The sequence below is a fragment of the Peribacillus frigoritolerans genome (assembly GCF_004358755.1).
In the GTDB taxonomy this organism is placed as follows: Bacteria; Bacillota; Bacilli; order Bacillales; family Bacillaceae; genus Bacillus_P.
This window is the reverse complement of sequence record NZ_SMZY01000001.1, coordinates 627,203-644,424: the sequence shown is the minus strand read 5'-3', so window position 1 is coordinate 644,424 and position 17,222 is coordinate 627,203. Positions and strand designations below refer to the sequence as shown.

At 40.6% G+C, this 17,222-nt stretch carries 23 protein-coding genes and 1 other RNA gene; 9 read left to right on the top strand and 15 right to left on the bottom strand.

The features are described from left to right. Positions 1-123: 123 nt before the first annotated feature. From rnpB to E2R53_RS03365, 7 genes are all read right to left on the bottom strand, one after another. Positions 124-517, bottom strand: an RNA gene (gene rnpB, locus E2R53_RS03395) — RNase P RNA component class B. A gap of 67 nt (positions 518-584) precedes the next feature. After that, positions 585-890, bottom strand: coding sequence for a cell division regulator GpsB (gpsB, locus tag E2R53_RS03390; protein WP_070876299.1), 306 nt, complete (start codon positions 888-890; stop codon positions 585-587). A gap of 76 nt (positions 891-966) precedes the next feature. Continuing rightward, a complete protein-coding gene (locus tag E2R53_RS03385; RefSeq protein ID WP_133310399.1) occupies positions 967-1,533 on the bottom strand; it encodes a DUF1273 domain-containing protein in 567 nt (188 codons plus the stop codon). Between the two features lie 68 nt (positions 1,534-1,601). Then, positions 1,602-1,967 carry a spore coat protein gene (locus E2R53_RS03380; protein WP_286166052.1) on the bottom strand — a complete coding sequence of 122 codons (366 nt, stop codon included), beginning with the start codon at positions 1,965-1,967 and terminating at the stop codon, positions 1,602-1,604. Positions 1,968-2,311: 344 nt separating this feature from the next. Next, entirely contained in the window at positions 2,312-3,556 is a 1,245-nt protein-coding gene (locus tag E2R53_RS03375; protein WP_133310398.1) for a ribonuclease H-like domain-containing protein, read from the bottom strand. Further along, complete coding sequence (locus tag E2R53_RS03370) at positions 3,547-5,832, bottom strand: DEAD/DEAH box helicase (protein ID WP_133310397.1); 2,286 nt, start codon at positions 5,830-5,832, stop codon at positions 3,547-3,549. Before E2R53_RS03370 ends, E2R53_RS03375 begins: the two co-directional genes overlap by 10 nt. 200 nt (positions 5,833-6,032) lie before the next feature. Then, positions 6,033-6,533, bottom strand: coding sequence for a PTS sugar transporter subunit IIA (locus E2R53_RS03365; RefSeq protein WP_133310396.1), 501 nt, complete (start codon positions 6,531-6,533; stop codon positions 6,033-6,035). Positions 6,534-6,726: 193 nt separating this feature from the next. On the opposite strand from E2R53_RS03365, the gene E2R53_RS03360 reads away from it, so the two are divergent. Genes E2R53_RS03360 through E2R53_RS23055 form a run of 4 tightly spaced genes read left to right on the top strand, consistent with a single transcriptional unit; the run spans position 6,727 to position 7,783 of the window. Beyond that, a complete protein-coding gene (locus E2R53_RS03360; RefSeq protein WP_133310395.1) occupies positions 6,727-7,158 on the top strand; it encodes an Hsp20/alpha crystallin family protein in 432 nt (143 codons plus the stop codon). 51 nt (positions 7,159-7,209) lie between these two features. Then, positions 7,210-7,368: a hypothetical protein gene (locus E2R53_RS23060; RefSeq protein ID WP_165970869.1), complete on the top strand. Its 159-nt coding sequence runs from the start codon at positions 7,210-7,212 to the stop codon at positions 7,366-7,368. Positions 7,369-7,370: 2 nt separating this feature from the next. Further along, on the top strand, positions 7,371-7,622 hold the full coding sequence (locus E2R53_RS03355; RefSeq protein ID WP_133310394.1) for a sigma-G-dependent sporulation-specific acid-soluble spore protein CsgA: 252 nt from the start codon (positions 7,371-7,373) through the stop codon (positions 7,620-7,622). An 11-nt stretch (positions 7,623-7,633) separates the two neighbouring features. Beyond that, positions 7,634-7,783 carry a hypothetical protein gene (locus E2R53_RS23055; protein ID WP_165970868.1) on the top strand — a complete coding sequence of 50 codons (150 nt, stop codon included), beginning with the start codon at positions 7,634-7,636 and terminating at the stop codon, positions 7,781-7,783. 23 nt (positions 7,784-7,806) lie between these two features. Here E2R53_RS23055 and E2R53_RS03350 read toward each other — a convergent pair whose 3' ends face one another. Continuing rightward, positions 7,807-8,109 carry a phage holin family protein gene (locus tag E2R53_RS03350; RefSeq protein WP_286166051.1) on the bottom strand — a complete coding sequence of 101 codons (303 nt, stop codon included), beginning with the start codon at positions 8,107-8,109 and terminating at the stop codon, positions 7,807-7,809. Positions 8,110-8,154: 45 nt separating this feature from the next. Further along, entirely contained in the window at positions 8,155-8,607 is a 453-nt protein-coding gene (locus E2R53_RS03345) for a YppG family protein (protein WP_286166050.1), read from the bottom strand. 180 nt (positions 8,608-8,787) lie between these two features. Here E2R53_RS03345 and yppF point away from each other — a divergent pair, with 180 nt between their 5' ends. After that, a complete protein-coding gene (gene yppF, locus E2R53_RS03340) occupies positions 8,788-8,982 on the top strand; it encodes a YppF family protein (protein ID WP_133310393.1) in 195 nt (64 codons plus the stop codon). A gap of 121 nt (positions 8,983-9,103) precedes the next feature. Continuing rightward, complete coding sequence (locus E2R53_RS23050) at positions 9,104-9,280, top strand: hypothetical protein (RefSeq protein WP_165970867.1); 177 nt, start codon at positions 9,104-9,106, stop codon at positions 9,278-9,280. Positions 9,281-9,461: 181 nt separating this feature from the next. Here the strand turns inward: E2R53_RS23050 and E2R53_RS03335 are convergent, their stop codons facing one another. Both E2R53_RS03335 and E2R53_RS03330 read right to left on the bottom strand, forming a co-directional pair. Then, positions 9,462-9,830, bottom strand: coding sequence for a DUF1798 family protein (locus tag E2R53_RS03335; RefSeq protein ID WP_070876315.1), 369 nt, complete (start codon positions 9,828-9,830; stop codon positions 9,462-9,464). A gap of 75 nt (positions 9,831-9,905) precedes the next feature. Next, positions 9,906-10,154: a hypothetical protein gene (locus E2R53_RS03330; RefSeq protein ID WP_070876317.1), complete on the bottom strand. Its 249-nt coding sequence runs from the start codon at positions 10,152-10,154 to the stop codon at positions 9,906-9,908. 194 nt (positions 10,155-10,348) lie between these two features. Here E2R53_RS03330 and sspM point away from each other — a divergent pair, with 194 nt between their 5' ends. Then, complete coding sequence (gene sspM / locus E2R53_RS03325) at positions 10,349-10,453, top strand: acid-soluble spore protein SspM (RefSeq protein WP_070876319.1); 105 nt, start codon at positions 10,349-10,351, stop codon at positions 10,451-10,453. A 179-nt stretch (positions 10,454-10,632) separates the two neighbouring features. On the opposite strand, the gene E2R53_RS03320 is transcribed toward sspM, so the two are convergent. Continuing rightward, positions 10,633-11,640, bottom strand: coding sequence for a DUF2515 domain-containing protein (locus tag E2R53_RS03320; protein ID WP_133310391.1), 1,008 nt, complete (start codon positions 11,638-11,640; stop codon positions 10,633-10,635). A 145-nt stretch (positions 11,641-11,785) separates the two neighbouring features. Here E2R53_RS03320 and recU point away from each other — a divergent pair, with 145 nt between their 5' ends. After that, positions 11,786-12,385 carry a Holliday junction resolvase RecU gene (recU, locus tag E2R53_RS03315; RefSeq protein WP_286166105.1) on the top strand — a complete coding sequence of 200 codons (600 nt, stop codon included), beginning with the start codon at positions 11,786-11,788 and terminating at the stop codon, positions 12,383-12,385. A 38-nt stretch (positions 12,386-12,423) separates the two neighbouring features. Next, complete coding sequence (locus E2R53_RS03310; protein WP_133310389.1) at positions 12,424-15,123, top strand: PBP1A family penicillin-binding protein; 2,700 nt, start codon at positions 12,424-12,426, stop codon at positions 15,121-15,123. Positions 15,124-15,263: 140 nt separating this feature from the next. On the opposite strand, the gene E2R53_RS03305 is transcribed toward E2R53_RS03310, so the two are convergent. The 3 genes from E2R53_RS03305 to E2R53_RS03295 are packed head-to-tail and all read right to left on the bottom strand — an operon-like array spanning position 15,264 to position 17,198. Then, positions 15,264-15,794, bottom strand: coding sequence for a YpoC family protein (locus E2R53_RS03305; RefSeq protein ID WP_133310388.1), 531 nt, complete (start codon positions 15,792-15,794; stop codon positions 15,264-15,266). After that, positions 15,778-16,449 carry an endonuclease III gene (nth, locus tag E2R53_RS03300; RefSeq protein ID WP_133310387.1) on the bottom strand — a complete coding sequence of 224 codons (672 nt, stop codon included), beginning with the start codon at positions 16,447-16,449 and terminating at the stop codon, positions 15,778-15,780. The genes E2R53_RS03305 and nth overlap by 17 nt, the downstream gene beginning before the upstream one ends. A gap of 44 nt (positions 16,450-16,493) precedes the next feature. Continuing rightward, the gene (locus E2R53_RS03295; protein ID WP_133310386.1) at positions 16,494-17,198 is read right to left on the bottom strand and encodes a DnaD domain-containing protein; all 705 of its coding nucleotides are present in this window, start codon (positions 17,196-17,198) and stop codon (positions 16,494-16,496) included. Positions 17,199-17,222 lie beyond the last annotated feature (24 nt).

The following is a 17,222-nucleotide window of genomic DNA, read 5'->3' as shown; positions in this document are numbered from 1 at the left end:
CTGTAAAATCGTACAGCTAACTCAACCTTCTGTAAGCTTGTTTAACCGAATTTTTATGTAAATGAAAAGCTCTCATCTAAGTGAAGAGAGCCTGTTTCGCATTTATAGTAACCTGTAATAACGTTCTGTAAGCCATGTTTTGTCCCTTTGTACTGCAAACGGCCGGTATCACCTCGTACTCCGGTGGTAATCATCTATCTACAGAAGCGAATCGCTTCCGGCCTTCTCCTTGTTCAGTTCCTAAGAGAAGGTGCCCCTACCTATATTTGGGTTTCTCGCTCGAGGGGTTTACCGCGTTCCACTCTTTCGGTTTCCCGAAAGACTACGTCACTGTGGCACTTTCAAGGTAGTAAAGCCGTATCCCGGATGGGACTTAGGCTTGTTCCCTGCCGTCAGCCAAATCTTTGGCTGCCCTAGCTTATGAATTCGCTAGGCACGAACACTACGGGCATCTCAGCACCGTGCGAGCATGGACTTTCCTCTACAGCCCTAAAGACTGCAGCGATTACCTGAACGTTATTATTTTAACAGCAAATATTAGTATAGTGAATTTAAGAGATTAATGCAAGTGTAAATAAATGGAATCAATCGTACAGCTTGCTGCCGAAAACGTGTTTCTCTAAATTTGATAAACGTTTAAGAATATCAAAGTTTGTTGTATTTGTCTGAACCGGCTGCGCCTGTTTGCGATTAAAAGAATCTTCAAGCTGCTTAGTCAAACGAAGATTTTCCTGCTGCAGCTCTTCAATTTCCTGATGAAACGTTTCATAATCCTTAATTACCAAGTCTAAAAATTTATCAACATCTTCCTGTTTGTAGCCGCGCATACCCTGTTTAAATTCTTTTTCTAAAATTTCTTTAGCCGTTAATTTAATTTTATCAGAAAGCATCTCTTTCACCTCGTCACACTGAAATCATCTTTACATATTTTTTCACATCTTGATTGCAATTGTCAATTTCTCTTCGCTAACTTGACCAAAATCCATGCGATTTGCTCTGTTCTTCTTCTACGATCATTTGCAGATCTGAAAATGAAATCATCATTAATGAATATTCGTTTGCTTCCGCCTTTTTTCTGGCCGTATCCAGCAAAAATTTTGGAGACCCTTGATTTTCTTCATCATAAACAAGAAGCAAACCTTGGCTTTTTGAAACAAAAAACTCATTTTTCAAGCGAAACTGATTTGGATTTTCGTATTTTCGTTTTGTTATACTATCAACAAAATCAGCTTGAGACAGAATGAATTCATAGTATTCTTTATTGTCATCATTCCACTTCTCTTCCTGATCCAAAAAAGGTGTAAGCACACCCAGCTTTAATTCATCATACTCCAACTGCAAATCAAAGACAACCTCTGCGGCCCATAGCTCAACACCAAGCTGTCCGCTTATCAATACCCATTCTAAGCCGTCATCAATCATCTGACGCAATGACTTTTCTATTGCTTTTTTAATATACCCGATGGCTGGATCATCTTTTTTAAAAATGCCAAGTTCAAAGGGCTTGTAGCCGGAAACTGTTACTACCTTCATCTATGTATCGTCTCCCTTCAAAAGAAGATAGGAGCTGATACCCTAGCATCAGCTCCTACTATCTGAGGTTAACGGCCGTAAGGACTAAATGGTGGTCTTGGACCGCCGCCGCAGTTAAATTGTTGGTTTGAAACTTGATTTGCCATAGATTGAGTTTGAGGGAAATAATGTTTATGCTGGACCATTTGATGGTTTACTACAGTAGTATGGGTTGGATGAATGTGCGGAACGACTGTTGTAGAAAATGTGTGCTGTACACAGCATTTTGTCGGATGGACAATCGGCGGACACATTTTAGTTGGTCCCATTGGTCCCATTTGAGCTCCGCCAACCATATTCGGTGCAGGCATATTCGGTCCCATCGGTGACACCATATTTGGCATATTCGGTCCCATCGGTGACACCATATTTGGCATATTGTTATTAGGCATCATATTTGTTTGACTCCTTTCCTTCATTTCTTATCTGTCTTACAGTGATAGTCTATGAAGAAAAGTGTGTACATGTACTGATGCATTAACCTATTTTTTACAAGAAAGCGTAGAAAGTGTCTTTGAAGTTTGAAAAGATAAAAACAGTTGCAAATAAAACGATGAAAAACAAGTAGAAAATCCCTTTGTACATATTCCGTTCACCCCATGCAGATAGTGTTTACAGTCCTTAATTTTACACACATCTACACCATTCTACAATTACCTATTTTAATCTTTGCAAAATTTCACAATATCGACAAATTCTTTGCGAAAAACCGCTGATTTTGCGCTTCCCCGGGGAATAATCACCTGTTTTTATTTCCTAAGCGTTTCATTCTTTTTAAGAGTTCAAGCTTCTCTTTTTCCGAGTCCGTTTTTAATGCTTGATCTTTTGCCTTTATCGTCAAGTAAGCTGAAGTCGCATAAGACAGTGCTTTTTCATAATTCTTTTCTTTATGTTCATAATACTTCGCAAGCTCTACAGCAGCTTTTGCCTTCTGTTTCAAGCTCGGGCCTTCAGCAACAGACTGAAATAGCGGCAGTGCTTCCAGCAGGTTTTTCTTCTTTTTTAAATGCATGGCCATTTCGAATTTCGCTTCAAATTCTTTCGCCTCACTGCGGTCAGCTACAGATTTGAATGTGTCGAAAGCTGTTTCTTGATCTCCGGCAGATAGCAGCCATCTTGCCACTTCATATTGTTCTGTATCCGTCGCTTCGACACCCGGGAACAAGATTCGGTAAGAAAGATGTGTATACAAAGTAATCAAAGAAAGAATATCAATCTCATTATGAATCAGCACACCCTCAATATGATCAGGATCCTGCGACTGAACAAAGCTGAAATACAGCATAGGAGCAAGATAGCCAGGAACATCATGCTCACGTACAATACCAAGTATTTCTTTCTCTACAATGCTGAGTTTTACGGATTCCAAGCTTGTTTTCCATAATCTTCTCGCAGCATGAAACAAATCAAAGTGGCCGAAAGCTGGAAGTTTTGGCACTTGTTCACGCACTAGAGTATGCCGTGTTTTTACCTGAGGCCAATCAAAAGCTTTCCCGTTATAAGTTACGAGAGTTTTCGTGTTCACATCGCTTAAGAAGCTTTGATAAAGGGCGACTTCATTTCCCGGTTTAGGGAGAAAGTGCTGCTTAACTACCACTTTGTCGTGAAAAACCTGTGCGTGTCCAAGCAGAAAGATTGTATTGCCTGCTCCTCCGCCGAGTCCCGTTGTTTCTGTATCAAAGAAAAATAATTCATGGGAATCATGGTCTTTAGATGATAATGGATGCTTGCTGTTTCTTTCATTCCAGCAAGAAACGGCTCTATGAAATTCACCCATCTGATAGAGACCGTGTTTATAGTCAAGGGGATAAGTGCGTTCCCTGACCATGCAATACTCTCCATCAAACCAAAAAGGCAATGCATCCAAGGCGGCCCACTTTTCAAGGTTTGGAATCTCCTCTGTATGGGGCGTCTGGGCAGTTTCCAAACTGCCTTCAAGCGACATATGTGTTTTTAATCGATTTAACTTTCCTTTTAATGACAAGGATTCTCTGCTCCTTTTAACTGTACTAATAATTGAAGGGTATCGGCTTTTTGATGGTCAGATCCTTCAAGTCCTGTGCACGACGGGCATCCGGATTCACATGGACAGAAAGCAATCATCGCCATCGCTTCCTGCAGGACGATCTCCATTGTTTCAAATACTTTATTTGCAAGACCCACCCCGCCTGGATAGCGGTCATACAGAAATACCGTAGGCTGATCATTATGAGTTGCTTTCATTTGCGGAATGACACTGATATCGGATGGGTCACACATGACGCTTAATGGGACAATATGTTTAAGAGCATGTGCAATTCCTAGCAGCGCTTCCTCAAGTCTGTCTTTTTTCAGCGATTTTGCCAGTTCATCCGATAAACTGATCCATGCAGCATTCGTATGCAGCTCTTCTTCAGGCAAATGAATGGGACCTGAACCGATGTTTTCATGCGTATCAAATTTTATTTTTTTGAAGATCGTAGCCATCGCCTGCACGGTTACATCTCCAAAACCAAGCTGATGAGTTTCATTGCTTCTTGATTTATCTTCCTCCAGCACTTTCAGCTGAACGGCAAGATTTGCATCTGTAAAATAATCAACATCCACTTCTCTCACAAACGCTTTTTTCTCTTCCCAATCAAGCTTCTCAACCTGATATTGAATCCCCTGATGCAGATAGATCGCTTCATCATGAAGCAAAGTCATTGCGCTGAATCTGTCCATTTCCCCAATCACTTTAACGTGAGCGATGTTAGACTGGTCAACGATAATGACGTTTTCCTGAGACGCTGATCTCAGACTGATATTATGGGCTGGAAATGAATCATTCATCCAGTGATAACGTTCCCGGTTGTAATAAAGCACCTTTTCTTCCGTCAAAAATTCAAGGATATCCGCAAGCTCAGCATTGCCGAAATTCTCGCCTTTTTTGAAAGGCAGTTCAAACGCCGCACATTTCACATGGTCTACTAAAACAATCAGATTATCCGGGTTAATAATAGCTGTCTCGGGATTTTGTTTAAAAAAGTAATCAGGGTTCTGAATGATATACTGGTCAATCGGCGTGGACCCTGCGACCATGACAATAAGCGCCTCTCCGCTTCTTCTCCCAGCTCTTCCCGCCTGCTGCCATGCACTTGCGATGGTTCCTGGATATCCAGTCATGATGCACACTTGAAGCTGACCGATGTCTACTCCCAGTTCAAGGGCATTTGTACTGACCACACCAAGGATTTCACCATTTCTGAGCCCTTTTTCAATCTCCCGTCTCTGCTTTGGCAGATAGCCTCCGCGATATCCTCGTATCGTCTGTTTGCCAAGCTCGCCTTTAATAAGCTCCTGCAAATACGTTAAGATGATTTCAACACGCACCCTGCTTCTTGCAAAAACGATTGTCTGAATCTTGTTTTTTAATAGCTCGCTTGCAATTTTTCTGACCTCAAGCGTAGCGCTTTTTCGAATATTCAGCGGCTTATTCACAATAGGAGGATTGTAAAATAAAAAATGCTTTTTTCCTGATGGCGCACCGTTGTCATCAACAAGAGCCATCTCCTCCTCCAGCAAATTTTCTGCGAGCTCCTGCGGATTTGCAATCGTGGCAGATGTGCAAATAAACACCGGATCACTTCCATAAAAATGGCAGATGCGCTTCAATCTTCTGATCACATTGGCAACGTGGCTGCCGAAAATTCCCCTGTAAATATGAAGCTCATCTATGATGATATATTTTAAGTTCTCAAAAAGAGAGACCCATTTCGTATGGTGCGGCAAAATGGCAGAGTGAAGCATATCCGGATTTGTCATAACTATATGCCCCGCTTTCCGAATGACATTTCGGATGTTGGGGGCAGTGTCGCCGTCATACGTATAAGAATTAATATCCACTCCGAGTTCTGTAATTAGCTCGTTCAATTCACTTTTCTGATCCTGCGCAAGTGCTTTCGTCGGAAATAAATAGAGTGCTCTGCTCGTCTCATCATTTAGAATTTGCTGCAGGACCGGCAAGTTGTAGCACAGTGTTTTTCCAGAAGCTGTCGGTGTCACTGCTACAAAGCTTTTTTTCATATGGGCAAGCTCATAGGCGGTAGCCTGATGTGTATATAAATTATGTATGCCTCTTGCTGCAAGGGCTGATTTTAATTTAGGGTCTACTGAAGCAGGCATTTCCGCCGTTTTTGCTTCTTTTGGCTGAATAGTATGAGCATGTACAACCTGATGCTTAAACTGCTCATCCTTTTTTAGAAATTCAATGATTTCTGCCAGTGACTGCTTTCTTCTCATTCGCTTCACCTCTCTTTTCATTCTAACAGAATAAACGTTCGTTTTTAAGCGGAACAGCTTATTATTAATTATTGGAAATTTTGACGAGGTTTACATGGCAGCCTAGTAAGGTATAAGTTTAATAATCGATTTTTCAGTAATGACTTTCAACATCATTTCCGCATAAAAAAAGCAGGCCGCAGCCCGCTTCATTGATTTCATTATTTCACTTTAATTTCAAACACTTTATCAGAGCCGCCTTTAACCTCGCCTAATGGAGATTTTTGCACATTCTCAATGATATCACCATTTGTGATGATAATCGGTGTTATCGTGCTGGCTGCTTTTTCTTTAATTAAATTCAGATCAAATGTAATCAATTTGTCTCCAGGTTTTACTTTGTCGCCTTCTTTTACAAATGCTTCAAAGCCTTCCCCATTCATCGCAACTGTTTCAAGTCCGATATGAAGCAGAATTTCCATGCCGGTTAAGCTTTTAATTCCTATCGCATGTTTCGTGTGGAAAAGCTGAATGATTTCTCCCTCAACCGGAGAAACAAGTATTCCTTCAGAAGGCTCAATCGCCATTCCGTCACCCATCATTTTTTGAGAAAAAACCGGATCCGGAACATCTTCAAGATTAAGCAATCTACCTGTTAGAGGTGCGTAAACCGTTTCTTCTGTTTGCTTTTCAGTCTTTTTTCCAAATAATTTTTTCAGCATGTTCATTCTCCTTTTCTGCATTCGTTTCTACTATTAGAAATACCCTGTACCCCTGAAATTAAACGTTTCCCCAAGTGTGAAAAAGCCCGTCCCCTTATTTATCTTCATTATTTAATCACAAAAAGCTTAAATCAAGCAACCAATTCACGGGTTTATGCATAATTTAGCCTAAAAGAGCGAGGAGAGCATATTTATGAGTGAAAAAAAACAAAATCCTCTATATGAGCTCGCTGAACAATTTTTTGGCGAAAGCTCATTTAAACAGGATTTAAATGAATTCGAAAAGATGTTTCGGCTAAAAAGCAGCGCATCTTATCTTAAAATTTCTCAGTTCGAAGAAAATGGCTATTATTTTGTTAAAGCAGAGCTTCCCGGAATTAAAAAGGAAAAAGCCGGCATTGATCTGCATGAATGTTATTTAACCATTACTATTACCCATCAGGAAGAAATCAACATCCAGCATACTCGTGGCTCCAGCGTTTCCCAAACATGCGAGCATATCTCTAAAACAGTATTATTGCCTTTTGCTCCCGATAAAAATCAAGTAAAAACCACCTTTAAAAACAGCTGTATGATGATTTCATTTCCTTTTGAGGAGTCTTTTTTGCCGCCGCCCAAAAATTAACACCATAATATAGCCCCTCCTAAAAGAAACTAAAGGCAGGAGGTGCATGACATGCAGAATGAACATACTAAACGGATTAGCGCAGAACCTTCAGATTCCCCAAGGCTTGTGATTAAGACAAATCTGGATTCTTCCACTCCTGCTGAAGAGAATCCCTATTTCTCCGGCAGCGATAAGGAAAAAACAAAAAAATATTTTGAGGACCGCTGAACATGGATAAATCACTGAGCTATTTGCGCGAAGTTCTGTCCAATTATCTGGAGCATCATGAAGTCAGCAGGCATTTATATCAAAAGCTGTCTCAGCAAGCTTTTGATGACGAAAAACATTTTGTGAGAGATTTATCTGAGAAAGAACTGTCATTTCTAAATAAAATGCTGCCTCATGAAATCAAGCACGCCATGGGTGAACAGGATTATGTCCGTGTCGATCAGTTAAATGAAGTTTATGAGGAACTGCTGTAGAGGTGTTTGGAATGAAAGAGAATGGATTTTTAAATTCAAGAAAATACAGTGATACTGATATAGACAAAGTAATACAGCTGAATGCTCAGTCAGGCATGTCTTATCAGGAAGTTAAGCAGGCTCTGGCCCGCCAATTTGCATCCAAAAACAAAGAATCATAACAAACAAAAACGCGTGCTGCCTTTCACGCGTTTTTGTTTTTATCATCATTATCCCTTTCGACTACTGACTGTTTATATGCCTGATGAGTTGTAATCGCAGCACCTGCAGCAATAAAACCATTTGCAATACTGCTTACTGAAAAGCCTAATGTGAAAATACTTGCCATTATGCCAGCACCAAGCAGAATCCAGACAATCATCCAATCCTGAACTTTTGGGGTCCTTTTTAAGGCATATCCCAAGATCATCAAGGCTGGTACAACTATAACCAGCTGAGGATGAACACTGATTTGATCAAACACGCTCGAAAGTGCGCCTGTCACCACCTAGAACACCTCTTTTTCCATTATAGTTCATGCAGGAAGCCCAATTTACACTTTAAACATGGAGGTAACACCTTTTACAAGCGAACTCATCTGGTTGACTGCACCCATCATCTGCCCTGCCGTATCCATCACTTTATTAAAATCCATTTGTCCGTCCGGTTTTTTAAATTGAGACATGACAGTTGAGATTCCTCCAGCCTGATGTTTAGCATTTGGCACAGGCTTTGGATAAGGATTAGCATACATGGCCTGCTGTATCATAGTCTGCGGCTGCTGCACCGGAAACCCTTGAGCCTGATAGCCATTCATATAAGGCGGTATTTGTCCCTGCTGATAGTAAGCTGGATTTTGCTGCATTTGTTGATAATTATGTTGAACCTGAGGTAAATATGTCGGGTTTTCATATGGAGGATACCCTTCATATGGATAGTAATAACTGATTCTTTCTTCTTTTTTTCTTCTGCGGTTTTTAAATGAATTTCCTCCGGCTGAATACATGATTCATTCCCCTTTCCCATACATTAGGCTATTTCATAGGTATGCTGAAAAAAGCGCTCCCGTGCTTATCCTCCAAAGTGAAAAAATATGTCAACTCTTGTCGGAAGTTTAAATTTTACAAAAAATTAAGATAAAAAAATGACATGATACGATAAAAGCAAGGGGAATGGGAGGAGATACATGATGAATTTGCAAAGCATAAAAACTGCATTTTTTGAAGCGAAGCAATATGAACCGAACAGCATGGGCGAGCTCCTGAATTTTATTAAAACCATGTACATCAAAGGTGAATTATCCATCAGCGAATACAGAACTGCTGTCATGCTGCTTGAAACGTCTGACACATCTAATCCCGGACAAGAAGTAAACGCATAGCCAATATTTTCTTAAACAGAGAAGGAATCCCTTCTCTGTTTTTTCTTTTAAAATACATAATCCTGCTGAATGAAACCATATTATGAAGGACTCTTATATCAAAAACATGGAGGTTTTCTATATGGGAAGAGGCAAAGATTTCAATCACCAGAAAAAAGGACAGGATTTAACGATTTCAAAAAAAGGACAGCCTGTCGCTGCGAAACATTCTAAAGATGTCGAATATGCAATTGAGCCTGTGGCAAGTGAGGGAGACCGTGCTGTTACCCTTCAGGAAGCACGCGAGATTGATGAATAAATAAGGGAAACCGGCTCTATTTTGCCGGTTTCTTTTTTTACGCTCTTTTTGTAAGTTTCTTTTATAGAGAATGTTTAAGCATTGGATAGACTGCATCGGAGATCTCCGTATGAATGTATAATCATGAACAAAAATAAAGCTGAAAAGAGTCTTCTTCAAAAATGAAAAAAAGCCCCCTCTTCTATAAGGAGCTTTCGGTCTGAATATGTGCAATGACTTGTTCGATCACATAGTCAATGGACTGTTTCATGTTTTTAAATCGTATTGGTTTTGACTCCTTATAAAAAGACTGCAGCACAAGCTGTTCGAAATTTTCTACTGTAGAGTCGATTTGAGCAGGAAATAAATATTTTGGTCTCGCCGTGATTCTCCATGTCAAGACATCTTCTTTCCACTCATTCATGATCGCCATCGCCTCTTCAAATGCAGGCTTTACTTCATTAAAAAAATCTACTTCATCCTTTTTTTTTGCATCATTTTCAAAACGGCTGACACATTCGCCTGTTATATGAAGGAGCTTATTTGAGTTATTCAGAATTTTTATATTCATGTTCCGCATCACCTCTCTGGGGTATCTTACCAAACATGAACCCAAAATTCCAACATCATCTTCATCATCTGATCTCTAGTAACTTAATCGGTATCTCGGCTGAACTCTGGAGTTCGTGTCCTCCCTTATCCCTTCCTCGTTCAAAAACCTGCTAGCTTCCATTACATGCTGAGCAGCGCCTTCCATGTTCTTATACAGTTCTTCTTCACTTTGGCAGATTGTTTCCGTTACTCTTTTTTGTATGGCAAGTTCTAATTTCGTCATCTCTTCATCTAATTCCATCAATAATTTTTCTACTACCATCTTAGGTATGAGGTGCTCCACGCTGACTCCTCCTTTCAATCTACAGGTACTATTCGAGAAGCTTTTCCCTCCTCCCTTCAAGGGTGACAAAACTAGTTTCCATTCGTCAAAGAAAGAAGAAAATATTGGATAAAGCTTAATTTTCGACATTCCCTTCTGCGACATTCTGCATGAAATCAATCTGCGTGCAAACAATACTCATAGGAGGTGGCAACATGGCAAAAGAAACGAAAAAGAAACAGCAAAAACAACAATCCCAGGCACCATCAAAAAACGACCTGGATAAAAAGCTCGGCGGGCCGAACCGCCCATCGACATAGAAAAGCGGAGCCACTGTTCTGGCCGAGGGACTAGGAGGCGGAGCTAGACACTGTGTATTACGAAATTTCCGTTTAGCTCAGGCATGACAGATAAGGATCAGCCAGTGAAGGCGCTTTTTGCCAATGCTTGCTGGGTGGCGATGAAACCGACTTGGTAAAAAAAAGAAAGCAAGGATCAATTAATCCTTGCTTCTTTTCCCTTTATTAATTACGTACTCATTCAGCAAAGAAAATGCATGCATCTGATTTTGTTTTTTTATAAGCCACTCTGTCATTTCGACTTCGTTTGGAGTTGGCAGCGGGCTGTACCATTTTTCCATCGGCTGGCCATGAAACCATTTTCTTTCTTTTACGTCTAATTGGTGGGAGATCATCGGATAGGATGTTCTTAAATAAGGTGTATCTCTTTTTCTTCCGTCACCCAAGTACTTTTCATAATCAAATCTTGACCCTGTATGGGGTGTCCGTTCTGAAAAGTCCATAAAATCAGGAAGATAATCCGGGTGAAAAAGCAGCCATGCTAAAGATCTTCCAAGCTTGATGCGGCTTTTCAGCTTTTTAAAATCGTGAACGGAAAAACCGAATAATCTGCCTTCTATAGTAGGGAAAACGACTGTGCTAAAATGAAAGAGGTCCTGAAAGAAAAACAGCGGTGTATGAAAAACCTTTCTCTTAAAAACAGCCTTTTCAATAATTGGCTTCTGAATTAAATGCTGTTCATTAATAATCAGCGATGTCATTAAATATTCAATGTTTTTTTCTTCCCAAAAACCCTGCCATACTTTTTTCATAAACGGCGAAACATGGAATTCATCCAGCAAATGAAAAAGAGGCCGGCCTGTTTGTTTTGAAATTTCATACAGCAAGAGCTGGGGATAAGCATCGGAGAAAATGAGCCAGTTTGCATCTTCATAAGTCAAAAACAATGCCTTTATCATTTTTTTATTTATCATTTTTTGAAACCAAAGGCCCTTTAAATCCGTCATACAGTAGCCGGCATTCCGTGATACCATGCCTGCAAGAAATGCCCATCTTATTTCGGGATTTCTTTTAAAATATTGATTATAGCTTTCTGTTCTCGATATGTTGTCGTAATTTTTTTTTAATGTCGTATTCTTTATAAGTGCTATAATATTATTTTCTTCCATTGTTCTATGATTCGGCGGGAAATCTTGATTGATGTGCATACGTTCACCTCACTTCTTATAGACTCTCCTGATTGAAGCTGAAGTACACATAAGCAGCGTTAACAAAATCGAAACTTTTTCACCATGTCTTTTTCATTTTTTTTGATATGATAAGTAGTAGTTTTACCTGAGGAGGGAAGAAATGATTTTTCGTTATCCTAACGGAAAAACGTATAACCCGAGTACTGCTCCGCCTAAACAGCGCCAGCAGAAAGAAACCTACAGCAACAGAGGGATGACGCTTGAGGAAGATTTGAACGAAACGAATCAATATTATTTAGACAGAGGCATCGCTGTCATCCATAAAAAACCTACCCCTGTTCAAATTGTAAATGTGGATTTCCCTAAACGGAGTGCAGCCGTTATCCGAGAAGCTTATTTCAAACAGTCATCTACAACAGACTATAACGGTGTTTATAAAGGAAAGTATATTGACTTTGAAGCAAAAGAAACGCAAAGCAGCACATCCTTTCCGCTTCAAAACTTCCATGAACATCAAGTCAGGCATATGAAAATGGTACTAGACCAGGGCGGACTGTCTTTCGTCATTCTTTCTGCCTTCCAATCATTTTATCTGATGGAAGCTGCCATTCTTCTTGAATTTTGGGAGAGGAAAGAAAACGGCGGCAGAAAGTCGATCACAAAAAAAGAAATTGAATTAACATCCCACCCCATTCCGCTTGGCTATCAGCCCAGAATTGATTATATTAAGGTATTGGAAAAACTGTATTTTCTATCATCCTGAGTGAAGCGGATTTTGTAAAATGAAAGGTTGGAAAAGCAATGTCAGATCAATATAAAAGCCGTGAAGAACGCAGAAAAGCGTTGGCGCAAACAAGTAAAACCAAGAATAAAAAACCAAATAAACCAGAGCGCGGATCTCTCTTTAAACGCATCCTGTTCATATTGGTTTCCATCGGTCTGATCGGACTGATAGCAGGCGGAGTTACTTTCGCAGTAATTGCTGCGGGTGCCCCGAAGCTTGATGAGAAAAAATTAAAGGATTCCTACTCTTCTACAATCTATGATAAAGAAGGCAATGAGATATCAGAAGTAGGAGCCCAAAAACGAACCTATATTTCTTATAATGATATTCCCAAAAAATTAGAAGAAGCCGTCCTAGCAACTGAGGATGCCCGTTTTTACGAGCACAGCGGCGTAGATGTCATCCGTCTCGGCGGAGCTGTAGTAGCGAACGTCACACAGGGTTTTGGCTCACAGGGCGGAAGTACAATCACACAGCAGGTTATTAAAAATTCCTTTTTCACACATGAAAAAACAATCACTAGAAAAATACAGGAGCTTTGGCTCGCTTTTCAATTGGAGCAGAAATATTCGAAGCATGAAATCCTGGAAATGTACTTAAACAAAATCTATTACCACCCTCAATACTATGGTGTCGGGAAAGCTGCGGAAGGATTTTACGGCAAAGAGTTAAAGGATCTTGAACTGCATGAAGCAGCAATGCTTGCAGGCATTCCGCAAAGCCCTACAAATTTTGATCCGAGAAAAAATCCTGAATCAGCAGAAAAAAGACGCAATATCGTTCTTAACTTAATGGTAAAGCAAGGCTTCATTACTGAACAAGAAGCAGAAGAAGCAAAGAAAGTGCCTGTACAGTCAACGGTCGTTCCCGAGAGAGAAAAATCGAACCCATACAGCGCATATGTAGAGCAAGTCATTGAAGAAGTAAAAGATAAAACAGACATTGATGCAAGTTCAGCAGGTGCAAAAATCTATACTACAATTGATACAGATGCCCAAAATTATGTTGAAGAATTGCTGAATGGAAGTGAGATCGGCTATCCTGATGACAACTTCCAGGCTGGGGTAACCCTCATCGATACAGAGACAGGCGAAATCCGCGCAATTGGCGGAGGCCGCAATCAAAATGTCGGTGACTTCAACTATGCAATTGATACAAGAAGACAGCCTGGTTCAACGATTAAGCCAGTTCTTGATTACGGTCCGGCAATCGAATACCTAAAATGGTCAACGTACGAACAAATTAAAGACGAACCTTACACTTACTCAAATGGCGTCAAAATCAATAATTTTGACAGAGGATATAAAGGACAAATGTCTATCCGTGATGCGCTCGCACAATCACGCAATATTCCTGCACTAAAAGCTATGCAGGAGGTCGGTGTTGATAAAGCGCGCGACTTTGCAGCAGGTCTTGGTATTCCGCTTGAAGAAGAAATACCGGAAGCCTATTCAATTGGCGGTTTTGATACCGGTGTCTCCCCTCTTCATATGGCGGGAGCATTTGCTGCATTCGGAAATAACGGGATCTATACAGAGCCACACGCTGTAACGAAAGTTGTTCTAAGCGATGGTACGGAAATCGACCTCTCTCCTGAGCCTGAAGCTGCCATGAGTGATTATACAGCTTACATGACAACTGATATGATGATCTCTGTTGTTGAAGAAGGCACAGGTACAGCTGCCCGGGTACCTGGTGTGACAGTAGCAGGAAAAACCGGAACAACGAACTTCTCTGAAGAGGACAAAGCAAGATACAACGTTCCTGCAGGCGGTGCAAAAGACAGCTGGTTTGTCGGCTACACACCTGAGTATTCAGCAGCTGTATGGACTGGATATATGAAAAACGATGAAAAAATGCACTTAACAAAAACAGATCAGCAGCTTGCAAAAAAAATCTTTAAAGAAGTGATCTCAGAGGTTTCAAGCGGTGATGGCAAAGACTTTAAAAAACCGGATTCCGTTGTAAAAATAACGGTTGAAGATGGTTCAAATCCTCCGAAGCTTGCAAGCAAATTTACTCCTGACAGCAAAAAAATCAGCGAGTACTTTGTGAAAGGAACGGAGCCTACAAAAGTTTCTGAGCAATATAAACGACTTGCGAAGCCATCCGGCTTTAAAGTGGATTACGATCAAACAAGCAATCAGATTACACTCAGCTGGGACTATAAAGATGACTTAAAAGACGCTGTATCCTTTGAGATCAGCCAATCTGTCGATGATGGTCCAGCACAAGTCATCAATAATACGAAAGATACCGGCATGGTGATTCCAAATGCTGCTGCAGGTTCAACTTATAAATTCTACGTAACCGCAGTAAGTGACGATGACGGCTCAAATCGCAGTGATTCTGCAGCAGCTGTTTTAAAAGTTCCAGAAGCAGTTATTGAAGAGCCTGTTGAACCAGAAGAACCGCCTGCTGAAGAACCAGGTGAAGAGCCTGGTGAAGGTGAATTGCCTCCTCTCGAGGAGCTTCCTGGTGAAGAATTGCCTGGTGAAGGTGAACAGCCTCCTGGTGAAGAAACTCCAGGTGAAGGAGACGCGGACGGCGGTGACAATGAAGGTCAGCCTGGCGAAGGTGAAACCCCTCAAGAACCAAGCAATCCGCTCGTACCAGTCCCTCCAGCAAATCCACCTGGCAACGGGAATGGAAATAATGGGAACGGAAATGGCAATGGCGGAAATGATGATGGTGATGGAAGTTCAGATGGAGATTAATGATACGAACCCCTCTGCATAGCAGAGGGGTTTTTTATGACCGGCGGTTTCCTGCATCTGTATATATGGGAGTACCGTACTTTTTTTGCAGCAGTATTTTTCACTAAAAAACGCAAGGATCAAAAACTGATCCTTGCGTTTTATTTATTTCGGCTGCTCATAGCTCTTTTTTTATGATATTGTTTAACCGTTTCTTCAATAAGCTGATCGAGCTGAATAAAAGAATGATATTGTTCAGGCTTTAAAAGCACATACATCAGTCTTTCAGTTGGATTGATCGGCTTTGCAGCAAAAGCTGTGAAATCAGAAGGCTCTATATCCAGATGATGGACTGGAGTTTCATTGCTCCAATGAATCATACAGATCAATATGGCGATCCCTTTAACCATTTCTGCTTTATCAGCTTTCCTTGCATTTGAAGAAATCCCCCTTTTGATTGTCTCCTTAATTATCTGCCATTCCTCAGTTAGAATTGGGATACTTAATTCAGGATTTTTCCAAGGGTGAAAATCAATGGGCACATTCGCTTTAAAGCAAATATCAAAATAAAAGGGATTTGCTTTGATCATTTCTTCCGCTGTTCCCGCAGAATTCAGCTGTATTGTTAATTCATCTTTGCGAAAGAACGGCTCAACCTTAAAGCCATCTGGCAGATTAATCAATCGCTGCATTCCGCACTGTTCCCTTTTTCATTCTTTTTTGTCCTTCACGGCACATGTGAAGCAGCGGGCATTCTGTGCATTTAGGCGCCTGCGCTTTACAGTGGTATCTCCCAAAAAAGATGAGGCGATGATGGGTAAGCGACCATTCTTCCATCGGCACTTTCCGCATGAGTGTTTTTTCCACTTCCATTACGGAGTCTTTCCATTTGCATATAGCAAGTCTCTTGCTGACTCTCTCAACATGTGTATCAACTGCAATAGCAGGAACTCCAAAGGCAACAGACACAACGACATTGGCTGTTTTGCGGCCAACACCCGGAAGCTTTGTCAGCTCGTCCCTGTCCTTAGGCACAACTCCCCCATATTCTTGGATAAGAAGGGTGCACAGTTTTTGGATGTTCTTCGCTTTATTGCGGTATAAACCAATCGATCTGATATCATTTTGCAGTTCTTCAATCGGTACAGCTAAATAATCCTCAGGCGTTTTGTATTTTTCAAAAAGCTGTTTCGTCACTTTATTGACCAGGACATCTGTACACTGTGCAGACAGGGCGACTGCGATGACTAGTTCAAAAGGATTGCTGTGATTCAGCTCACAATGTGCATCAGGAAAGAGCTCACCGATTGTATCAAGAGCTTCTCTGATTTGTTTCATATTCAGCATGCGATCACCTGTTTAGTTATTGTTTGTAAAAATCTCATGAAAAATTAACTTTCCAGCCAATTATAAAACGGCACTTTTCGTTTATATTCTTCATCTGATTGATTTTGCTTTTGCGGCTGGGATTGATGCTGCCGGAATCGTTTGCCGTAATTGCGCGCCTGATCGATTGTCCGGATCCCGTTTTTCTTCCACTCAAATAAAATTCTGTCGATATACCTGAAGTTTAGTTTACCTGATATGACAGCTTCTTTCAAAGCTGCTTTTATGATAATCGGGTCATGATAATCCTGATCCATCCAAATGGACAGTGTTTCAACTTCAAACGGTGAAAGAGGCCTTCCGAATTCACTTTCAAATACAGGATACAAATTCACGTTTTCCTGCTGCTGTTTTTCTTCTGTTTTTTTCTCATCTTTCATCAGCATAAATTCATATATTTTGCTCCAAAGAGGTTTCAGAGAGTACCGTTCGTATTTGATGGAAGCTTGCTCATATTCCTCAATGTCTAAAAATCCTCTTTGCAGCAAGCTTCTGAGAAGGGATGTACATGAAGATACAGAAATGGACATGTTACTTGATAATTCACTTGGAGTAGGAAACTGATTTCCTTTTTGAAGATGGAGATTGACTTGAAGAAGCAAAACAAGCTCCTCTTCTTTAATTCCGATTTGATGATAATGCATAATTAATGCTGCAGGAACAGATAGCGATCCCTGCTCTTGCATGTTAACAAATTGCTCTTTATTCATAACGAGTCACCTCACCTAAAATAG

Bases quoted from the DNA above. Each gene is read 5' to 3' on its own strand.
- E2R53_RS03385 (WP_133310399.1), bottom strand. From the start codon at position 1,533: ATGAAGGTAGTAACAGTTTCCGGCTACAAGCCCTTTGAACTTGGCATT.
- E2R53_RS03380 (WP_286166052.1), bottom strand. From the start codon at position 1,967: ATGATGCCTAATAACAATATGCCAAATATGGTGTCACCGATGGGACCG.
- E2R53_RS23050 (WP_165970867.1), top strand. From the start codon at position 9,104: ATGGGAAGAGGCAAAGATTTCAATCACCAGAAAAAAGGACAGGATTTA.
- E2R53_RS03305 (WP_133310388.1), bottom strand. From the start codon at position 15,794: ATGCAGCGATTGATTAATCTGCCAGATGGCTTTAAGGTTGAGCCGTTC.
- E2R53_RS03335 (WP_070876315.1), bottom strand. From the start codon at position 9,830: ATGAATATAAAAATTCTGAATAACTCAAATAAGCTCCTTCATATAACA.
- E2R53_RS03320 (WP_133310391.1), bottom strand. From the start codon at position 11,640: ATGCACATCAATCAAGATTTCCCGCCGAATCATAGAACAATGGAAGAA.
- sspM (WP_070876319.1), top strand. From the start codon at position 10,349: ATGGCAAAAGAAACGAAAAAGAAACAGCAAAAACAACAATCCCAGGCA.
- E2R53_RS03345 (WP_286166050.1), bottom strand. From the start codon at position 8,607: ATGTATTCAGCCGGAGGAAATTCATTTAAAAACCGCAGAAGAAAAAAA.
- nth (WP_133310387.1), bottom strand. From the start codon at position 16,449: ATGCTGAATATGAAACAAATCAGAGAAGCTCTTGATACAATCGGTGAG.
- yppF (WP_133310393.1), top strand. From the start codon at position 8,788: ATGATGAATTTGCAAAGCATAAAAACTGCATTTTTTGAAGCGAAGCAA.
- E2R53_RS23055 (WP_165970868.1), top strand. From the start codon at position 7,634: ATGAAAGAGAATGGATTTTTAAATTCAAGAAAATACAGTGATACTGAT.
- gpsB (WP_070876299.1), bottom strand. From the start codon at position 890: ATGCTTTCTGATAAAATTAAATTAACGGCTAAAGAAATTTTAGAAAAA.
- E2R53_RS03310 (WP_133310389.1), top strand. From the start codon at position 12,424: ATGTCAGATCAATATAAAAGCCGTGAAGAACGCAGAAAAGCGTTGGCG.
- E2R53_RS03295 (WP_133310386.1), bottom strand. From the start codon at position 17,198: ATGAATAAAGAGCAATTTGTTAACATGCAAGAGCAGGGATCGCTATCT.
- E2R53_RS03370 (WP_133310397.1), bottom strand. From the start codon at position 5,832: ATGAGAAGAAAGCAGTCACTGGCAGAAATCATTGAATTTCTAAAAAAG.
- E2R53_RS03365 (WP_133310396.1), bottom strand. From the start codon at position 6,533: ATGCTGAAAAAATTATTTGGAAAAAAGACTGAAAAGCAAACAGAAGAA.
- E2R53_RS23060 (WP_165970869.1), top strand. From the start codon at position 7,210: ATGCAGAATGAACATACTAAACGGATTAGCGCAGAACCTTCAGATTCC.
- E2R53_RS03355 (WP_133310394.1), top strand. From the start codon at position 7,371: ATGGATAAATCACTGAGCTATTTGCGCGAAGTTCTGTCCAATTATCTG.
- E2R53_RS03360 (WP_133310395.1), top strand. From the start codon at position 6,727: ATGAGTGAAAAAAAACAAAATCCTCTATATGAGCTCGCTGAACAATTT.